The 19868-nt window shown below is 49.7% G+C and carries 20 protein-coding genes and 1 pseudogene; 4 read left to right on the plus strand and 17 right to left on the minus strand.

The features are described 5' to 3' along the window. Positions 1-32: 32 nt before the first annotated feature. From K1V27_RS19675 to K1V27_RS19685, 3 genes are all read right to left on the minus strand, one after another. Positions 33-1781, minus strand: a complete 1749-nt coding sequence (locus tag K1V27_RS19675) for a heparinase II/III family protein (protein WP_258931773.1) — start codon at positions 1779-1781, stop codon at positions 33-35. A 92-nt stretch (positions 1782-1873) separates the two neighbouring features. Beyond that, on the minus strand, positions 1874-2128 hold the full coding sequence (locus K1V27_RS22980; RefSeq protein ID WP_435051684.1) for a Txe/YoeB family addiction module toxin: 255 nt from the start codon (positions 2126-2128) through the stop codon (positions 1874-1876). Continuing rightward, on the minus strand, positions 2088-2381 hold the full coding sequence (locus K1V27_RS19685) for a type II toxin-antitoxin system Phd/YefM family antitoxin (RefSeq protein WP_258931775.1): 294 nt from the start codon (positions 2379-2381) through the stop codon (positions 2088-2090). Before K1V27_RS19685 ends, K1V27_RS22980 begins: the two co-directional genes overlap by 41 nt. Before the next feature lie 206 nt (positions 2382-2587). Here K1V27_RS19685 and K1V27_RS19690 point away from each other — a divergent pair, with 206 nt between their 5' ends. Together K1V27_RS19690 and K1V27_RS19695 are read left to right on the plus strand one after the other, a co-directional pair. Continuing rightward, entirely contained in the window at positions 2588-3112 is a 525-nt protein-coding gene (locus K1V27_RS19690; protein WP_258931399.1) for a helix-turn-helix domain-containing protein, read from the plus strand. Beyond that, complete coding sequence (locus K1V27_RS19695; RefSeq protein ID WP_258931400.1) at positions 3109-3675, plus strand: IS630 family transposase; 567 nt, start codon at positions 3109-3111, stop codon at positions 3673-3675. Before K1V27_RS19690 ends, K1V27_RS19695 begins: the two co-directional genes overlap by 4 nt. A gap of 107 nt (positions 3676-3782) precedes the next feature. On the opposite strand, the gene K1V27_RS19700 is transcribed toward K1V27_RS19695, so the two are convergent. From K1V27_RS19700 to K1V27_RS19765, 14 genes and pseudogenes are all read right to left on the minus strand, one after another. After that, on the minus strand, positions 3783-5960 hold the full coding sequence (locus K1V27_RS19700; RefSeq protein WP_258931776.1) for a bi-domain-containing oxidoreductase: 2178 nt from the start codon (positions 5958-5960) through the stop codon (positions 3783-3785). A 372-nt stretch (positions 5961-6332) separates the two neighbouring features. Next, positions 6333-6899: an IS630 family transposase gene (locus tag K1V27_RS19705; RefSeq protein WP_258931400.1), complete on the minus strand. Its 567-nt coding sequence runs from the start codon at positions 6897-6899 to the stop codon at positions 6333-6335. Then, on the minus strand, positions 6896-7420 hold the full coding sequence (locus tag K1V27_RS19710) for a helix-turn-helix domain-containing protein (RefSeq protein WP_258931399.1): 525 nt from the start codon (positions 7418-7420) through the stop codon (positions 6896-6898). The genes K1V27_RS19705 and K1V27_RS19710 overlap by 4 nt, the downstream gene beginning before the upstream one ends. 236 nt (positions 7421-7656) lie before the next feature. Beyond that, positions 7657-7947, minus strand: coding sequence for a hypothetical protein (locus K1V27_RS19715; protein ID WP_258931777.1), 291 nt, complete (start codon positions 7945-7947; stop codon positions 7657-7659). Between the two features lie 344 nt (positions 7948-8291). Beyond that, positions 8292-8501 (minus strand): hypothetical protein, encoded by a 210-nt coding sequence (locus K1V27_RS19720; RefSeq protein WP_258931778.1) that lies wholly within the window; start codon positions 8499-8501, stop codon positions 8292-8294. A gap of 27 nt (positions 8502-8528) precedes the next feature. Beyond that, a complete protein-coding gene (locus tag K1V27_RS19725) occupies positions 8529-9893 on the minus strand; it encodes an O-antigen ligase family protein (RefSeq protein ID WP_258931779.1) in 1365 nt (454 codons plus the stop codon). Positions 9894-10086: 193 nt separating this feature from the next. Continuing rightward, complete coding sequence (locus K1V27_RS19730; RefSeq protein ID WP_258931780.1) at positions 10087-11376, minus strand: glycosyltransferase family 4 protein; 1290 nt, start codon at positions 11374-11376, stop codon at positions 10087-10089. 87 nt (positions 11377-11463) lie between these two features. Continuing rightward, positions 11464-12849, minus strand: a complete 1386-nt coding sequence (locus tag K1V27_RS19735) for a phenylacetate--CoA ligase family protein (protein WP_258931781.1) — start codon at positions 12847-12849, stop codon at positions 11464-11466. Between the two features lie 4 nt (positions 12850-12853). Then, positions 12854-13903: a glycosyltransferase gene (locus tag K1V27_RS19740; protein WP_258931782.1), complete on the minus strand. Its 1050-nt coding sequence runs from the start codon at positions 13901-13903 to the stop codon at positions 12854-12856. Positions 13904-14044: 141 nt separating this feature from the next. After that, on the minus strand, positions 14045-14920 hold the full coding sequence (locus K1V27_RS19745) for a carbohydrate deacetylase (RefSeq protein WP_258931783.1): 876 nt from the start codon (positions 14918-14920) through the stop codon (positions 14045-14047). 82 nt (positions 14921-15002) lie between these two features. Further along, complete coding sequence (locus K1V27_RS19750) at positions 15003-16301, minus strand: oligosaccharide flippase family protein (RefSeq protein ID WP_258931784.1); 1299 nt, start codon at positions 16299-16301, stop codon at positions 15003-15005. A 65-nt stretch (positions 16302-16366) separates the two neighbouring features. Continuing rightward, positions 16367-16792, minus strand: a pseudogene (locus K1V27_RS22985) (UDP-N-acetylglucosamine 2-epimerase); the annotation flags it as partial. Positions 16793-16845: 53 nt separating this feature from the next. Beyond that, a complete protein-coding gene (locus K1V27_RS19760) occupies positions 16846-17499 on the minus strand; it encodes a transposase (protein ID WP_353740584.1) in 654 nt (217 codons plus the stop codon). Between the two features lie 91 nt (positions 17500-17590). Next, positions 17591-17866 (minus strand): helix-turn-helix domain-containing protein, encoded by a 276-nt coding sequence (locus tag K1V27_RS19765; protein WP_258930665.1) that lies wholly within the window; start codon positions 17864-17866, stop codon positions 17591-17593. A gap of 3 nt (positions 17867-17869) precedes the next feature. Between K1V27_RS19765 and K1V27_RS19770 the strand changes: the two genes are divergently transcribed. Both K1V27_RS19770 and K1V27_RS19775 read left to right on the plus strand, forming a co-directional pair. Beyond that, positions 17870-18070 carry a hypothetical protein gene (locus K1V27_RS19770; RefSeq protein WP_258930666.1) on the plus strand — a complete coding sequence of 67 codons (201 nt, stop codon included), beginning with the start codon at positions 17870-17872 and terminating at the stop codon, positions 18068-18070. A gap of 291 nt (positions 18071-18361) precedes the next feature. Next, positions 18362-19726, plus strand: coding sequence for an ISNCY family transposase (locus K1V27_RS19775; protein ID WP_258931785.1), 1365 nt, complete (start codon positions 18362-18364; stop codon positions 19724-19726). Positions 19727-19868 lie beyond the last annotated feature (142 nt).

Genomic DNA, 19868 nt, shown 5'->3' on the forward strand with positions numbered 1-19868 from the left:
TGCTTAACTCAGTGCCTTGGTGTCTTTGTAGTTCACGGGCACCTGAAAACCCATCCCCCTGACCAGGGCAGCTTCACACCGCGTGCCCGTACCCGCACCACCACACACGCTTCCTTCCGCCCAAATTCCGGGCAATACCATCCCTCGCTAACTTCAGGCCGCTCAAAGCACAAAGGCACCAAGCGTGCCAGAATGCCCGCGTTGTCTCGCACCACCGCACCATCCCCATCCACTTTCACCGAAAGGGCGGGGTGAATATGCAGCCTCGATTCAATCTCATGCACCCCGATTCCCTCCACGCGATCCTCAACCCGCAGTTCGCTTCCAGCCCACACCATCCGCCGATGATGCACCGGGCTACCTTTGAGCCTCCTGTACCCGTCATGTGCCCCAGCAAACACCAACTCGCCGCCGTCGCCCTGCTCCAGCCCGGCATAAAGGGCCCTGGCCCGGCGCGCACAGCGGTGAGCCCCCCACACCTCCGACTGGTTCTGGTTATCGATGGAGATGGTGTTGTGCCCGGCGTTGCCCCGGTTGTAGCGGCGGATCTCCGAGTCTTCGTACTGACAGCAGCCGGAATCGACGATTACGCGCCGGTTTTGCAAAGAGAGCTCGAAGCTCAGGGTGTCGCAGTGGCTGTGGCCGGGCTGGTAGTCGGGGCCGATGGGGCCGCAGTCGATGATGAGGCGGTCGCCGGGGTTTGGGGACATGACGAAATAGCCCGTCTCGGGAAAAGAGCATTTTTTTTCACCGCCAAGACGCCAAGACGCCAAGTTTTTTATATTTTTTTCTTGGCACCTTGGCGCCTTGGCGGTGATCTTTTGCAGGTAATCGCCCAAAGCCTGCGGTGATGCCTCGATACCGAATGCTGCATCGTTGAACAGGGCGATCTCCCCATCGGGGTGGGTCATGCCCGCGAGAAAAGCGCTCATCCGCGGAACTACCTCCTCCAGCCGGTCAACCAACTCCCGGCACTCAGCCCGGTTTTCTCCCCGGCACACATTGAGCAAATCCAGACAGTCTTCCAGGATCATGCTGTGATACATGGGGCTTCGCTCGAAATGGCCGCCATCCGGCAGGATCTGCTCAGCCAATTCTTTGCTGACGATCTGCATCCCCTTCGCCAGCCATCTTGCGGCATCTTCGCCGCGCAGAAACAACCCGGCAAATATCAGCGCCTTGCCATTCTTGAACAGGTGGTTTCCAAGCAGGTGATACTCCAGGCTGCGTGCGAGATACCCGGCCTGCTCATAGGCCGACCGAACCAGCGGCTGAAGCTCTGCCTCCTCCATAGGCGTCACACTGAAATACTTGATCCAGTTCACCAGCCGCAGTGAAATGGGAAAGGGATCCCAGGCATCGGGTGCGCCCACCGGATTGTGCGCCACCCAGTGCTGCATCAGGGGCACAGCCACCCGCGGCGCAAGCCCTCCCGGCGGGAACAGATATTGAAAATAATGCAGGTTGTATCGCCAAAGCCGTGACTTAGCATCAACCTGCCAGTCAATTCCAGTGTCAAAGTAATGGGGATTGTTTAGAAAGCGGAAGATGCCCCGCTCGATATCCGAGGAAGCAAACGAGGGACAGGAGAGAAAGGCAGTCCTGAATTCCAGGCGCCTCCAGCCGACCTTCTTTGCAAAACGATGCCGCCGCAGTGCCCCGTCCGGAAGGGATTGGCGCAACCGGCTGCGGATCGCATAACGAACCCGATACAGCACCTGAACAGGCCGAAGATGCTCCAAAGTACGAAATAAGAGGCTAATCGCTTGAATCCTGCTCACTGTCGTCGATCGCCAGGAAATGGGGCAAAGACGTTTCATTCATTGAGAATAGGAACGGGAAGATTCTCCCATGGCTTATAAAAAGGAGTGCTTTAATAATGGTAACGGCAACTCACTACAATAATGCTATTCCCTTCCACTCTATACACGAGGCGGTGCTCCTGATTGATCCTCCGTGACCAGCAGCCGGACAATTGGAATTCCAAACGCTCGGGCTTGCCTATCCCCTCCTTCGGATGTCGAATGATATCCCGTAAAAGCTTGCGTATACGTACGGCGACCTGCTTGTCATTATCGAGAAACCACTCAAAATCCTGCCATGCCGCTTCGGTAGACTGGATCTTTATAATCGTCAGGAGGTAAATTGACCAACTTGCCATCTCGAACCTGCTGCAGGGATTCCTCCAAGTGGGCACGGTTGGCTGGTGTGCGGAGCAAGTATGCGGTTTCCTCTAAACTACGATAGTCCTCCAGTGAGATTAAAACCGCCTGGTTTTGCGACGCGCTGTTGACTATGATAGTGGGTTCGACGTTCTCACACACCTCCTGGATGAGAGCGTGCAGGGTTTTTTTCGCCTGTGCAACGGTAACGGCTCTCATATTCTACCTCATTTATCGAGCGAATCAATTATGCCAGACATACTCATTATGACCCCGCCAAGGCACCAAGACACAAAGTCAAATATACTCAAACAACTTTGGTTTTTCTGAGCAAAAAAATGGCCGATCTGGCAATATAAAGAAAAAACATAGAAAAATTAAAATATTACACACTCTGGACAAATTATCTTTTTGATGGTACACCCATGCTACAGACGACTAACCCTAACAACAGTGAGGTCAGCATGGATGTATCGAGTTACCAATTCAGCGAGGAAGAAGTAATTCGCTTGGAACAATACCGAGACACACAGCAAGATGCTCGTCTCAAAATGCGCTTCATTGCCCTGCTTATGCTTGCCAAAGGCATTGCGCTGAAGGATGTCGCCGCGATAACCGGAGTGGCGATGAAAACGATCGAGAATTGGCATCATCAATATCTCAGCAAAGGAATCGACTGCCTTAATTCATTCCAATACAAACCTAAGCAGCCCTATCTGAGCGACGAACAAATACAGCAGTTACTCAACTGGGTTCGGTCTACAAATCCGATTCACCTAAAACAAATCAGAGCCCACATCATCGAACAATTTGCGATCAAGTACACGACGGAGGCCATCAGGAAGCTTCTGCACAAACACGGCATAAAGCTGATTCGCCCGAAGGTGATACCCGGCAATCCTCCGAGCGAAGAAGAACAGGAAAAAAAATTGCCGAGTACTTCGACATGAAGTCCAATAGTGAGCCTGGAACGGTCTTTCTTTTTGGAGATGGGATGCATCTAGTTCACCAAAATATACCCCGGCTATGTTGGGCTGATCCCAAAGCACGGCCCATTTTTAAGACCAACACCGGGCGACAACGGCTTAATATTCTTGGAGCTTACAATCCCGACAGCCATGAATTCGATCATATAACGGGAGAACAAAACTGCGACGCGAACCGCGTGATTGAATACTTTGAGATGATCACAAGAGCATACAAGCAGGCCCCAAAAATTATCCTTTTCCTTGACAACGCTAAGTATTTCAAAGCACAAATCGTCACCGATTGGTTGAAACAGAATCTGCGGCTTCACGTTGTGTTCTTGCCTCCTTATGCTCCAAATCTAAACTTGATCGAGCGCTTCTGGGGATTTGCCAAAGAAAAGTTGGTCAAAAATACCTATGAGCCAAAATACAAGGTCTTTCGGGCAAAAGTATTCAGGTTCCTAAACAATGTGGGCCAATATATTGATGAGTTAAGAACCTTAATGGTGGAAAAGTTCCAAATCATAGCCACTAGCAAAGCATAAAATGTGCCAGGAAAAACCAAAGTTGCTCCGGTATACCACGTTCTTTTTGTATTTTTTTAAATTCATCTTTGTGAAACCTTTGTGCCTTTGTGTCTTTGTGGTTCAATTCAAAATCGCACAGTCTCCCCACTATTCAAAGCCGCATGCACCGCAAAGGTAACCTGGGTAGTCTCCACGATCTCCTCCAACGGTATCGGCGCCGCCCCCCCATCAACCACCGCCGTCACAAACGCCCCGACCTCAGCATCAAACCCTTTATCCTGCCTCCCCTTAACCACCTCCCGCTTCTTTCCCCAGATATCCATTTTACAATAATCATCCAAAGCAATCACCACTCCATCAGCCGCCAGCTCCAACTTCTCCTTTGGATAATCCCCATTCCCAACCGCATAGTAAAGTATGGTTCCCACCGACCCATCCGCATAGGTCAAAGTAATCGCCACCGAATCCCGATTCACCTGCCGCACATCATCGGTTTGGATGCAGGCCGCCTGCACCGACCTCACCGGCGCCCCCACCAGAAACCGCAGCGTATCCACAAAATGGCAGACCTCCCCGATAATGCGCCCGCCTCCCTCCACCGGGTCCTGCACCCACATCTCCTTCGGCACAAAACCGGCGTTAACCTGATACGAAGCCACCAAGGGCGTCCCGCGCCACTTCAATACCTCCGCTGCCCGCCAAACCATGGGCGAAAACCGGCGATTGAACCCAACCATTAGAAGGGGAGCCAAAGAAGCCGATCTACTGCCGCAAGCCGCAACAATCCGTTCCAACTCCCCCGGATCCAAACACAGCGGCTTTTCCACAAAGACATGTTTGCCCGCCTCGATCGCCTGCACCACCAGCGGCCCGTGCAGATTGTGCCGGGTCGCAATTAAAACAGTGTTAATGTCATCGTCACTGAATATCTCATCCACATCCCCCGAGCAGTACCCAAACCCGAACTGCTCGGCCACCGCTTTGGCGCTCATCCCTTTGGCCGTGATCACCCCGTGCAGGCTAACCTTTTCCTGCTTTTTAAACCGGGGCAGCAGCACACTCCGAGCAAAATTCCCGGCGCCGACGACCCCCAGCCTGACACCGCCCGCTGCCGCAACCGGCGCACTCTTGACGACCGGAATTCTTTTGGGCTCTCCCCTTGGCTCGTACTCCAGCACCACCCCAAGAAACGGTTCTTTCCCCTGGGTAATGAGCTCATACGCCGCCAAAGCCCGCTCGAACGGAAAGCGGTGGGTGATGAGTGAGCGCACATCCACCCGCCCGGCCGCCAGCAGCTCCACAAAGGCCTGCATGTTGCGCCCTTCGCTCCAGCGCACGTAGGGCAGGGGATAGTCGTGGCCGCGCTCTTCGTATTCCGCATCGTAGCGCCCGGGACCGTAGGACATGGAAAGCCGCAGATCCAGCTCCTTTTTGTAGTAGACATCGCGGGGCACTTCCAGGCCGACCAGCCCGACCACCACTACCCGCCCTTTGATGCGGCAAATTTCTCCGGCCAGAGCCACCAGCTCACTCCCTTTAGCGGCTGCGGTAATGATCACCGCATCGGCGCCCACGCCGCGGGTGAATTTGAAAACCTCCCTTTCGAGATCGCGGCTGTGGACCGCCTCATCCACCCCCAGTTTTTTGGCCAGCTCGATTTTGCCCAGATCGATATCCGCGCCAAGAACCCGGCAGCCGTTGGCTTTGCAGAGCTGCACCGTGAGTTGCCCCAAAAGCCCCAGGCCGATGACGCAGACGCTTTCGCCGAGTGTCAAGGCCGCCTGCCTCACTCCCTGCAGAGCAATGGCTCCGACCGTGGCAAAAGCGGCCTCTTCAAAACTCAATAATACATTTGAAGGCTCGCCATCCCTCGCTTCTGGAATTTTCACGCACAGGTTCTTCGGCACCAGGTTGAATTCGGCGTGGTTGGCGTAGCCCGCGCCGGCGCAGGCCACCGCATCGCCCACCTGAAAGGTGTCCACATCCGCTCCCATGTGGCGCACAATCCCGGCACAGGAGTAGCCGAGGGGGATGGGCGTATCGAGCTTGCTCCGGACCTTTTCGAGGGTATTGACCATCCCTTCCTTTTTGACGGCGGCGATCACTTTCTTAACCAAATCCGGGCGGGCTTTGGCTTTGCCAATCAGCGACTTTTTGGCCAGATCCACCAGCATCTTTTCAGTGCCGGCCGACACCACGGAGGCTTTGGTTTCCACCAGCAGCCCTCCGGAAAAAATCTGCGGCCGCGGCACTTCCTCGAGAGCCATCTTTCCGGTCTTATAGGACTGTATGATTTGCTTCATGGAAAGTCTTAAGGATTGTGGTTAGAGGTGGGATGGTTTCAAGGCGTTTTATGAAACCCTTGGCGTCTTGGCGGTTCCATTTTCACTGCCAAAGACTCGCAAAGAAATCTAACAACTTTTGCACTACAAGAGGCCCTGTTCTTGTAGGGTTGAAAAGCACAGCAATACGAACTCTTCAATTTCCGTCCTGCGCTCAATCGAAACATGAGCTTCAGGCTGATCTATCGGATGGCAATGATACTGTCCTCCTTCGCTGTCAAAACCAAGCATTCTGCTTTTTCCAAAAACCAAAGCCAAGTTCAGTTTGTTTTTCTTCAGGTTTCGGTAAATTTGTATATATACCGGAGCAACTTTGGTTTTTCCTGGCACATTTTATGCTTTGCTAGTGGCTATGATTTGGAACTTTTCCACCATTAAGGTTCTTAACTCATCAATATATTGGCCCACATTGTTTAGGAACCTGAATACTTTTGCCCGAAAGACCTTGTATTTTGGCTCATAGGTATTTTTGACCAACTTTTCTTTGGCAAATCCCCAGAAGCGCTCGATCAAGTTTAGATTTGGAGCATAAGGAGGCAAGAACACAACGTGAAGCCGCAGATTCTGTTTCAACCAATCGGTGACGATTTGTGCTTTGAAATACTTAGCGTTGTCAAGGAAAAGGATAATTTTTGGGGCCTGCTTGTATGCTCTTGTGATCATCTCAAAGTATTCAATCACGCGGTTCGCGTCGCAGTTTTGTTCTCCCGTTATATGATCGAATTCATGGCTGTCGGGATTGTAAGCTCCAAGAATATTAAGCCGTTGTCGCCCGGTGTTGGTCTTAAAAATGGGCCGTGCTTTGGGATCAGCCCAACATAGCCGGGGTATATTTTGGTGAACTAGATGCATCCCATCTCCAAAAAGAAAGACCGTTCCAGGCTCACTATTGGACTTCATGTCGAAGTACTCGGCAATTTTTTTTCCTGTTCTTCTTCGCTCGGAGGATTGCCGGGTATCACCTTCGGGCGAATCAGCTTTATGCCGTGTTTGTGCAGAAGCTTCCTGATGGCCTCCGTCGTGTACTTGATCGCAAATTGTTCGATGATGTGGGCTCTGATTTGTTTTAGGTGAATCGGATTTGTAGACCGAACCCAGTTGAGTAACTGCTGTATTTGTTCGTCGCTCAGATAGGGCTGCTTAGGTTTGTATTGGAATGAATTAAGGCAGTCGATTCCTTTGCTGAGATATTGATGATGCCAATTCTCGATCGTTTTCATCGCCACTCCGGTTATCGCGGCGACATCCTTCAGCGCAATGCCTTTGGCAAGCATAAGCAGGGCAATGAAGCGCATTTTGAGACGAGCATCTTGCTGTGTGTCTCGGTATTGTTCCAAGCGAATTACTTCTTCCTCGCTGAATTGGTAACTCGATACATCCATGCTGACCTCACTGTTGTTAGGGTTAGTCGTCTGTAGCATGGGTGTACCATCAAAAAGATAATTTGTCCAGAGTGTGTAATATTTTAATTTTTCTATGTTTTTTCTTTATATTGCCAGATCGGCCATTTTTTTGCTCAGAAAAACCAAAGTTGTTTGAGTATAGATTTCGGGAAGAATCTCAAGCCGACAGAGGAGGGTCACGTCAGTGAAATCAAGAGTGAGTATCTGCAGCCCGTAATTCTTAGCAACGTCCAAAACTTCCTGAACATACTGTTTCACAGGTTTTCAAATTCTTCGAGTTTATTTCGGGCATATCTAATGCCTTCCACGGCGTGTTCCCATTCCATGGCATCGGACTCAGCCTCCCACGAATAGCCTTCTTCGCTGACCATATTCCGACTTTCAAACTCAACAAAATTCATTCGATATTTTCTCTTCATGGCTTCATCAATCATTTTATACCGAATGACACGCCTGCGATACTCGTTTGTGATGGCTTCCCTGAGTTCGGCTAAAGGAACCCTGCTGATGAGTTTCTCTGCTGTCACGTCTTGGCCTATGGTCATTTTAGTGCCTCCTTCGGTATTTTGACTTACATATGCTAAACAATATCATACCGAGCAGATAAGGGGCACGAATTCTTTCTGAATTTCGCTGTCGTCACATCCACTCCGGTGCAGACCCGCCGCTTTTCACATCTTCCGCTGTCTTCTTCACCACCAAAGCGCCAAGGCTCCAAAAACGCACGAAGAAAAACCAAGCTAACCTGCCTTTGTGAAATCCTTGGCACCTTCGCGTCTTGGCGGTTCATTGTTTTTTGCTTTTCCGTTCGCCACCAAGGCGCCAAGACGCCAAGCAGACCTCCCTGGCACTCTTCACCATCGGCGCAAACGCCGGTGCTCGCCCAAATTCAAGCCCAGTAGCCCCTTTTTCTAAGTATTTCTTCAGCGCCACAAACTTCCAAATACCCTCCAGCAACCCTGTCGTCAAAAATTTGCTCCCGTAGGCAGCTTCCGCCGCGACTTATTAAATCTCCTCGAATATTGCCAAACGGAATCGTACTCGGGTTGCGCAAGTCACTTTTCATGATTTTCACTTGCAACAAAAAGCGTTCCAGCATGGAAGACATCCAACCGCGCTTTGTATTTTACGCTGAGTCCGGTTTCGTTAGCTCAGCACGCGTGACAACCGCTCCGGAGACTGCTTCCACCTCATCAATATTGCTGGTGACCAAATAGACTGTGCTATGTAGCAATCCTGCAAACAGGTAGAGGAACCGCGATCCATTGAAGTCCCAATGCGTCAACGCCGGCACAGTCATTGACCAGACAAGCGCGCTGACTCCTACTACCAAAAAAACATCCTCTCTTGACTGGCATGCGTGGAGCCCCCTAAGAGTCGTGCGCAGACAGACGATAAAAAAGTAAAGCACGGCCATTATACCTATTAGCCCCTCTTCGTACAGCGCTTCAAGGAGGATGCTATGCGGCCATAAGGGCTGATCCTTATGCAAGAAATCCATGGCGTAGCTACCGGGCCCATGGCCTAAAAGAATTAAATGGTCCCAGGCGTTTGTCAGGCAAAAAGCCCAAGCTTGCGAGCGAGTGTTACTCAAATCTCCTTGCTTGATTTGTTCCGAAAAATCAAGCCACCGTTCGACTGGTATCTCTTGGTTCATGATTGGCACTAGAAATGCGGTCAGAAAGATAATTGAGGTTGCAACAAGTGAGACAAACTTTAGCTTGCCTCGACCCTGGCGCCCAACTATGAATGGAGCAAATGGCAGAAAGGTGCACAACCCAAGCAAATTTGCACGCGATCCACTGATCAGTATCCCCCCTAATCCTATTGGGAATATAAGAAAAACTGTATATTTTAGGATATTGGGAGTAGATCCAGTCAGAACTCCAGTGAGTAATACAAGCAGCCCCGCAACTATTAATGTAGCAGGTGTGTTCGGGTCCGAACCCAAGAAAGTACCACGATCGTAATAAAAACCGTATCTAACTCCCGCCAAGTGTGAGTTCGGCAGTGCTATCAGTCCCAAGGCAATCACCACGCTTATGGCGATTACCAAAAAGAGCAGGCGCACAGCATCGCCTTTGGTATAAACGAAGAATGAGGGTAGCAACAAATATGGCAAGCCTATTCCCACAAAACGTATGAGCTTTTGTTGGCCATATTGGGGCGCAGTGGTCCAAAGCAACCCCAATAAGGAGACAAAAACCACAACCCCAAGGGAGGCGAGCATTGGATAGGGGATTTGTGGCGCCATGGTTTTCGATGGTCGTCGGGCATAAGCCAAAAAAGCAGCAGAAGCCGCCAATAGATTTGCAAAAACCGTTAAATCAACAGCTCCAAAAAAGGGCACATAGTTAACCGCAGGAACTTTGACGATAGGAACCATTACAAGCAAACCAATTGCCATCCAAGGATGGACAATAAGTATCCAAATACCAGCAACAATCAGTAGCAGAAGTGCGCTATGCAACAACCCAAAAGTCTTAGACACTACTCACCGACTTTCTCTCAAAAAAAATTGGGATTAGGAGGCGCTCATTCACTCTCGTGCAGGTCGAAAATTGTAACACCTCAATCCGTCACACAAAATAGGTGATTCTGACTGACATCTGGTAGGTCAAAACCATCCTATTATGAAGGGCATGCAAGCTAGAGCTCTTTTGAGAACGCCTATAATCAAGAAATCACTTCTTGAAGCGCCGATAATCATTCACCAAGCACCGAACTTCCTCTAGCTCAGCGTCTATTCTTTGATCCCACGTCCAGATGTGCTTCTTAGCAAACTCAAGCGCCCCATATGCCAGAGCATGTCGCTTTTGGTCGTCACACAGAAGTTCCACAATTATCTCACCAAGGCGAGGCAGGTCCTTTTCTTCAATGAGTTTGCCTGTTACGTCATCACACATGACTTGCGAAGTCCCGCCTATATTGTAGGCCACCACACACGTCCCACTATGCAACGCTTCCATGATCTGATTACCCAAATTTGTCAAATCCTGAACAGTCAAAAAGAGGTCGGCTGCGTTGTGGAGTTCCTGAATTTTTCCATGCGGTACGAAACCAAGAAACCTCACATGATCGGCAACCCCCAATTCTTTTGCCTGCCTTTCCAGATCCTTTCGCAAGTCACCATCTCCAGCAATCACCAAGTATGCATTAGGAACTTCTTTCAAAACTTTCGGCACAGCATCTATCGCCCGATCAACGCGTTTCCAGAAGTCCAGCCTGACTGCCTGAAAGATCATCTTGTCTGTCGCTCTGAGCCCAATGGAATTCTTAACCGCTGCAACATCAAGGTTCGGCTTGTAAATACCGGGAGCAGTTCCATCCAGCCAAAAACGGAAACGATGTTGAGGGAATTTAAGGCGCTCAACAGCCCTGTCACCCTCGGTACCATCGTTACTAATTATTAGAAGGTCTACCGGTATTTTCATGGCCAGTATTCTTGGTAAAGCTGGCAAACGTTTATACCAAGGTACATTGAACAGATAGTGGCTCAACCAGGTTCCCCAATAATGTACGAGATGAGGAACCGCGTACCTTCGAGCGAGAAAATAACCAGCAGGAACGAACGTGCTCCTATAAGAATAAATGACGTCCGGCGGCGAGCTTTTCGCGAAGTGGTTTACGACTTTCAGAGCTTTCCATGTATTTATAATCATTCCAATTTTAATGTAATACCTTATGGGAGTACCACGAAGTTTAGGGGTAAACGATGCAGGAACACAACGACGATGGAAATGGATGCCTTCTAGAACAAAATCTTTTTCAGAGCTGAAATCTCCTGTAGCGATCACATGAACTTCGTGCCCTTTCTGCGTTAGACGCTGCCAATAGAGAGGTACAAGAGGAACTCCTGCAATGCTGGTCCAATCTTCCGTTTCGATCATCCTGTGCAGGCCATCCCTGTCACCGACCAAGAAATAAAACGTAAGATTTCCCAGATCATCCATTTGTCTTACATTGGTATGCACGGATTCCCCTCTGCTCTGTAGTTCACACTGAACGGTTTAATAACAGGCAAGATTGAGGCAAAATGCTGTGAGGAGTTGACGGACCAACTATTTTGCTACCTCATTTATGATTGAAATAAATTTGCCGGAGGTAGTGCGCTCAATATCTGTAACGTATTCAAGGTCGATATTAGTCGAATTGCCGATCTTTCGTCTGAACTGCTGGAAAATGTTCATCTCGTCTTTTGATGAATAGCCGGGTGCTCGAACGACTCGAACGAGTATAGAGCCAATCTCTTGCTGAACAACCTGCATGAGTTTAACGTTAGTACACTTCTTCGCAATAACCGAGATGTTAGTTATGCGACTACCGTCAGGAAGCTCGAAATATCGCCCCGTCCTGCCGTGAATGCGCCGAATGACCTGGCCAGGATAACCAGCAGCGCAATGGTCATCGGGGTTGTAAACAACTAAGTCGCCTGTCCTGTACCTTATCAAGGGCCATGCGGTGTCATGCATGTTGGTCCCGACTACTTCCGCCAGTATTGCTCCATCCTCGTGTCCCACAGGCAGAAACTCGAGGATAGAATAATCCATGTCATAGTGTAAATGACCGCAGTCGTACATGGTGATTGAGCCAACAAATTCATTCTGACCATAACGATTTCGGATGTTGCTGCCGAATGCGTCAAGCAGTGCATCTTCGTAATGCGGTTGTAGCTCTTCTGAACTTGTTAAAATGTAGTGTGGAGGGCGATGCAAATAAAATGACCTTTCCTGCATGAATTTCGCAATCGTATACATAGCGCTGGGGTAACCAATGTAGAGATGACTGTATCGACTATCAAGAGATTTTATGTAGTAAGGCAAATTGCGCGTACTCATGTGGAAGATACTGTACATCCTTTGGCGATTCATCCAATTGTCCACCCAAAATGGTGGCTTGCTTTGATTCGGCGGTATAAGCTCTAGTCCTGTAAAGGACGAATAGGGGGAATTAATCACATCGCTAGGGTAGAAACGTGCGTGTAGAAATGCCCATTCCATCTGTTCTATGTAATACGGCCGCGGCACTTGCAGTGGAGTGCCTGTGGAACCGCTGGTTGGATACCACCTGAGTTTTCTTATTGGCCACGCACGACTGATAAGATCAGTACCGGCTTCAATGACGTCTGACTTCTCCAACAAAGGGAGTTTGGCCAAATCTTGCACAGAACGAATATCAGCGGCCGTTATGCCTAATTTTGCAAAGCGATCCTGGTAATAAGGTACTTCTTGGAATGCCTTTCTTACCATCTCTCTAAGTTGTAGATTTTGGAACTCATGGAGTTGCTCTTCTGTCCATCCTTGGGCGGCTTTAAAGAAGTTAAGCCAAACCCGGAACATACCTCGGTAGCGCCGGTAGTTCTTTGCCACCCCGAAGCCGCTTGCCGCAATGTTACGAAATAGTGCAGGAGAGCAATCATAAAAAGCTCGACTGACTTTATTTTCCACCTGGCTACCGCCTCACGCTACGTGGTGGAAGTTGCAACAGTTGAGCATAAAATCTCCTAAGCTTTTCTTGTTCTCTCTCGCCATTCCACTCTGCCTGCACGGACGCCCGAGCCAGATCACCCATTTGCGCGATTCGATCATGGTCTGAAAGCATATTACGCATTGCCTTGGCAAGGGCTTGAACATCACCAGGGGGATACATAGAGCTGATCTCAGGCGTCAAAAACAGGCGTTGGGGTGGCAGATCAGATGCAATCGTGGGCATTCCACAGGCCATGTACTCAAAGGCCTTGCACGCAATGTTGCGATGAAACTTTGGATAGTCAAGAAGAGGCACAACCCCGACCCGTGCCTGCGCGAGGACCGCAGGAACGTCCGAATGAGACAACAACCCAGTACAGTAGACTCTCCCTTCTAGTCCGTATTTATGGATTCTTCTGTCAATCTCCTTTTCCATCTCATTTTCGGGTTGGCCTATTAATAATAACCTGATGGCCATCCCCTTTTCGCTAAGCACTGCAAGTGCATCTAATACATCTTGTGTGCCAGATCTTAAAGAACTCATTGAGCCCAATACAGCTACATCATATTTTCGCTCTTTGATAGGGGGGTAGTTGGCAGGAAACTGCTTGAGCAGGGCCGCATTATAACAGATAACCCTCCGCTCGGCGGGCATGGCGCTAAAGAGTTCGTATACGCCTGGATCGGCAGTAATGATCCCGTCAAATTGACGTGCGGCAAGTGATTCCAGAACTCTAACTCCCGAAAAGATACCCCGGCGCAACCATTTTGGTAACCGCTTATGTCGTTCGAAAAGAGCTGAAGCCATATCCTCACGACAATCGTAAACTACACGGCAGCTATTAAGCGCTTTTAGGACAAAACCGAGAGGAAGCTGCTCTAAAGAGCACAACTGGACCACGTCAGGATTCAGAGTCTTGATGCGTAGATACAGGTTCAATCCACCGGTTCTACGAGAGAGCCAACGCTCCTGTTCGGACAGTGGGACCCAAGTAAAGACATGTTCCGCCTGTGCCCGAGGAGCTCCTGACATATAAAACACCTGGTGTCCCGCTTCTAGGAGAGCCGGCCCTTGGATGTCGTACAATCGAAAATCGCGCCACGGGGTACGCGTTAGCAGTAGAAGAACTCTCGCCATTGTAACAATTACTATCTGTTTGCCAGCTGCAAAAATTTAAAGGTATCGAAAAGATACCAATTCAACCCCCGACTTTTGGATGAAAGAAGCCACTTCTTGGTCCAGACAAAGAGGCGTATCTTCCTCCCAAGTGCGCAAATGCCACTCTGATGGTTTATCTTCAGAGCCGTGGGCCCCTGGGTGCAAAAGAATTTCAGAGCAGCCCTCCGGAACAGCAAGAATACAAGCTAGAAGTTGTTCTTTGGGTGCAGGGCCGCAAGGAACTCCCATACTACGAGTGGCTTTCCAGTCTGGAATTGTTATTCCGTTGTGCTTTAGACTGTAGTGTCCCCACGCATGTGAAGCGATGGCAGGGGCGCGCTTCAAGTTGCGCTTCAGCCAGGGAATCGCACCCTGCAAAATCCCAACATCTCTTCTAATGCGATGATAGCTAAGGGTCGTGCGCGCCCGCGTAATGATTTTATCCCGCATGACTGAAACCATCGCACGTCTGACTACCGGGAACTTGTGAACACCATGGTGGCTATCACAGTGCGTTGGAACGATGCCAAGATCAAGGCACCTTTCAACTTGGGCCTTGATTTCTCGTATTACTTGAGTGAAGTACTTTTCACCCCGCCAAAGGCGTTGCCGTATCTTAGCATAGCCAGGGAAATTACCGGACTCATCCAGCAGGTCCGGGACCAGTTCTTTTTTAGATAGGGGAGGCCCCTCGGTCAAATTCAAGTGTACCCCGACACTGAGTTCCGGTGCTTCCATCGCTTTTTTGGCGGCATACTCCGCCGCAGGCATATTTACCATGAGTGTTGTGCTGGTAACGATTCCGTGGAGGTGGCAATCCAAAATTGTGTCCGAGAGTTTGCGACCCCACCCGAAATCGTCCGCATTGATAATGAGTGATGCCTTTGTCATTTACGTCCTTAATTTCCTTGTCTTGAAGCTAGAGTATTGAGCCTTATCAGATAATTGGAGGTACGCAGAGCTTTTACACCCCTTAGAACACCGAAAGGTTACTTGCATCTCGCAAAGTTTTTCTTAAATAGCTACCCTGCCAAAGGGTGTGGAGTGTATAGGCAATGAACGTTGCCAAAGATAGACCAAGTGCCCCAAAGCCCTTCTTGATAAAAAATCCAGCAAATGACAACAGCACAACAGCCCAAAGCGCATTGAAAATGAATCCCAGCCACATCTTACCTTTACTTGCAATAGCCTGCCCAATGACGTTGTTTACTGCCATAAGCATTGCCGTCAACGCTAAGATTCTAAGTACGTTTGCACCTATTTCGTAACCTGTCCCATAAAAATGCATAATATAGTGTGCAGTGAGAATCAGAGGAAGCACAATAAGCAAAGCAATGCTCCCATTGAGAACAATATTGAACCAAATCACCTTGCGATAATGGCCGGTTGTAGAGACAGCATTGAGGTTTGCCAGGATTGGTAAGATCACCTGCCCCAGCATTCCTGGAACAAAGAGGATAGCCATACGCCACTGATTTGCAGCGCTAAAGACACCCATCTCACCGTATCCCTCAGGCTGATTTACTAACATTGCCCCACAAGCCCAATTGACGGGTCCTGTCAGGGTGCCACTCAACACGGCAGGCAGGCTGAACTGCCACAGCACGGCAAACTCACGCCTGCAATTATCAAATGTCAGATGGACACCATGACGGCTCGCTTCTTTATGCAGAGCTACGTGATTCAGTAGCCAGCTGACAGCAAGATTTATCAACAATGCCCAGACCGCCCCAGTGAGCCCCCCGACCCATGCTCCGCATACAAGGATTGGAAAGGAGATCAGTCCCACACAAAAGTTAACGTAGGCTATGGTCTTAAAAGCTTCGAACCCAGCCAAGGCACCATTCTGTGCTCCATTGAGTGAACTAAGTAGTAATAAGGGGGCACCAATGCGAAGAGCGCCTGCTAGGTGTGGAGCATTAAGAGTATTTTCTGCCAGCCATCGTGCAGACATAAGCAATACTGCAGCCATTAGGCCGCCAGCGCTTACGGCAACAAGGCCGGAGAGTCCAATGATGCGCCCGGCACGAGCAGGATCACTCTGGCGGAACTCGGCTACGTGCTTGGTCGCGGTCAACCCGAGACCAAATGAGATAAAGACGCCAAGCATTCCGACAGTAGATTGAATCATCCCTAACTCGCCATAAACAGTTTTACCCAATATACGGGCGACCAAGACTGTTGCTAAAAGCACTAGTCCGCGTGAGATCACCGCACCACCTAAAGACCAGAAGATGCCTTTTGCCAAACGATGGCAAGTTTGGGATTGCATGATCCGGTTGACTATAGAGCGGAGAGAATTAGGGCAGTAGGCAGGCACTCTTGTTCTGCCGCTCATTATTTCAAGACTTTCAAAAAGGTTGCACAAGAGGAAAGTATCCGGGAGGTCGCTTGACAGTCACGATAGGAATTTATTGCATTTACCATGGCCGCGTAGGCATGATTATCTGATAGGAGTCTGTGGACATTATCAATGATTTCTTCTTGTTCGGTTCCGACTAACTTGACTGTTCCCATTTCGACCGCCTCCGGGCGTTCGGTTGTGTCTCGCATCACTGAAACTGGCTGACCCAGGCTTGGAGCTTCTTCTTGCACGCCCCCTGACTCTGTAAGAATGAGTGTTGAACGATTCATCATAGCCACGAAAGGAAGATAATCGAGTGGCTTAACCAAGTAGATGTTCTTTATATTGCCTAAAGCACTTAGCACCGGCTTTTGAACGTTTGGGTTGAGGTGAACCGGGTACACAAATGCCGTCGATTGAAAGTCTCATGCAAGAGTAGCTAGTACAGCTCGGCGAAAGTGCGTGGCCCATTTTAGCATGCCAGCGGGCGGCCGGCGTAAGTCCATTTGAAAGCCTTGGCCATGGTGGAATTGAAATAGTCGATAAAAGCCAAGATCCTTTCCCGCAGGTTCTCTTTTGAAGTGAAGCTGCCACGACGGAGTAACTTTCGCATTAGTATGCTGAACCAGATTTCTACCTGGTTGAGCCAGGAAGCGTGCTTCGGGGTATAAACGAAACGAATGCGATGATTCTTGTCTTGCAGAAAAGCGGCCCGCGTTTCCATGGATTGGAGAATACCTGATTTGCCCTTGATCCCGAGGTCCTCCTTGAGTGCACATTGGTCGGCAACCAAGCGGACCAGAGCTTCTGATTTGTGGGTATTGAGTTGGTCCATTACGAATATCCACCGCGCTTGAGGATCTGTTTCGATGGTACGTTTGATGTGTTCGGCAAAATCTTCTTCAGTGCGTGTGTCCCCCACCGTGGGCGTAATCATTCTGCCGGTAGACACATCAAAATTGGCAATCAGAGTCTGTGTTCCGCGGCGAATATATTCAAACTCGCGTCGTTCAGGTTTACCCCGTTCCATGGGCTTCGTAGGATGGAGGCGCTCGAGTGCTTGGATGCCGGTCATCTCGTCCGTGCTGATCACATGCAGTCCGTCTTCTTGAGCGGTGGGTGCCATAGCATAGACATCACATACGCCGACGACCTGTTCGTTGAAGGTTTGTGGATTATCATATTTGGCATTCAACCAATAACGGGACAGATGGGGTTTAAGGTCTGCTTCTTTTAAAAAATCGCCCTGCACTGCGGGGCGAGATGTTTTCAACTATGCCGCGTTTGATGGCCTCATCAGCCAGTTCCCTTGCCGTCCAGTGACTGATGGGGCGCTGCGAATCTTCAGGTTTTTCGCAGCCCATGGCAACAATCTGACAGATCTGCTCCGGGGTAAACAGAGCCGGTCTGCCGCTACGCTTTTCATCCGTGAGGGCATCGACAATGAGTTGCTCCAATTGCTTTATGTCACCATTCTTTTCAGCAGTGTGCATGGCTTGGCTAACCTCGATCCAACGTCGACGCCAAAGGCGGACAGTTTTTACATTCAAATTGAATCGTTTGGCTATGGACCGATTCTCCGACTGATCGGCTGCCGCCAAGATGACTTGAGTTCGTCGGATCTGTTGCTGCGTGCTCTTTTCTCGACGAACTATCCTCTCAAGCAGAGCACGCTGTTGATCAGTCAGTACAATTGAGTCGGGTTTGAGTCTTGGCACGGGCAAATATCCTCCATGTTAAGGTCTTCGAGAATTTGACCCTACATGAAGGACGATCATTCGTCCAGCCAAAAGTTTAGCGATTACGTAAACATGAGGTACTTACTTTCGCCGCAGTGTACTAGTTTGTTTCCATCCGGAAACCTTAAATGATTAAATTTATTGCCAAACATGGTTGTTTTTGGTTGCATTTTGGCTCCTCTTATGGCATCTTGTGATAAGCTAACCCATGGATTTTAATTTACAAACCGAATTTTCAATGGGGTCAAAATGCGCCAAAAAAGAAGCGATCAGTTGAGCTTTTCGCACATCATACCGAACACTACCATTGGCCGGGAGTTGGCCGCTATCTCTGAGATACTTGAGGACAACCCTGAGATCTTGGAGCTGGCCGCGAGGGACTTGGTGGGTCTCAAGCGGGCGGATAACGGCCGAGTTGGGATGACAGCCGAACAGGTGGTGCGCAGCGCCGTGTTGAAGCAATACCGGAGTTTGTCCTATGAGGAGTTGGCTTTTCATCTGAGCGACTCGCGGGCCTTCCGGGCTTTCGCCAGGCTCAGGATGGGTCAGTGCCCGTCGGGCTCGGCTCTGCAAGAGAACATCAAGTCGTTGAGTGAGGAGAGCTGGGAAGGGATCAACCAGATTATTGTACGCTATGCCAAACAGCAAGGGCTGGAGAAGGCGAGAAAGGTTCGCATGGATGCCACGGCCGTTGAAAGCGACATCCATTATCCCCTTGACTCTACCCTGTTGCAGGACGAGATTCGCATCATCAGTCGCTGTCTCGCTCAGGGAAAGAAGTTGCGCCCGGTTCCCGGGTATCGGTTTTCTGATCATAAAAGGGTTACCAAAAAGTGTGTGCTCAAGATTCAGAATGCCAAAAAGGAGGAAGCCCGAGAGAAGACCTATCGGAAGCTTCTTAAGATTGCGCAACAGGTAATGGGATATGCTTTGGAAGCGATTCCAGTACTGAATGATTTTGAGAGCGCAGACCTTAAGGATATGCTGGTGGCTCGCGGGTTGGCAGATCAACTGGAGAGAGCTGTATACATCCTGAATCGGGTGATTGATCAAACCCATCGCAGAGTCATTTGCAAAGAGAAAGTCCCGGCAAGCGAGAAGATCGTTTCCTTTTTCGAATGCCATACCGACATTATTCAAAAGGGCGGCAGAGACACGACTTATGGACACAAGGTGTTTCTTTCGGGCGGCGTTTCGGGCTTGATCATGGATTGTGTGATCGAGCGCGGCAATCCTGCTGACTCGGAGCGGTTCACCTCTTTGCTGGAGCGCCTCGGGGGCATTTACAAAAAGATTCCCGGACAAATAGCGGCAGATGGGGGCTTCGCTTCTCGCCCCAACCTCAAATGGGCCAAGGAAAATGGGGTACGGGACATGTCCTTTTCCAAGCGCAAGGGGCTTTCGGTTCTGGAGATGGTCAAAAGCAACTGGGTCTACAAGCGGTTGAAAAACTTTCGTGCTGGTATTGAAGCCAATATTTCCACATTGAAGCGAGCCTTCGGTCTTACCAGGAGTACCTGGCGGGGTTGGGCCGGTTTCAAACAGTACGTATGGAGCTCCATTGTCTCCTACAATCTGAGTCTGCTCGCCAGGCTCAAATTGGCCCAGTCGTAAAGGGTTGCTCAACAGGAACCGCGAGGCCTGACAGGAGAGGTGCGTTTTGAGTCCATAAAAATCACCCGAAAAACATGTTCAAAATCCTAAATGGGCAGTTATTGCCTAAAAACGGCCTCCAGTTGCTTCCATGGAGCTATCT

This window comes from Desulfoferrobacter suflitae (genome assembly GCF_022603395.1).
Classification (GTDB): domain Bacteria; phylum Desulfobacterota; class Syntrophobacteria; order Syntrophobacterales; family Syntrophobacteraceae; genus Desulfoferrobacter; species Desulfoferrobacter suflitae.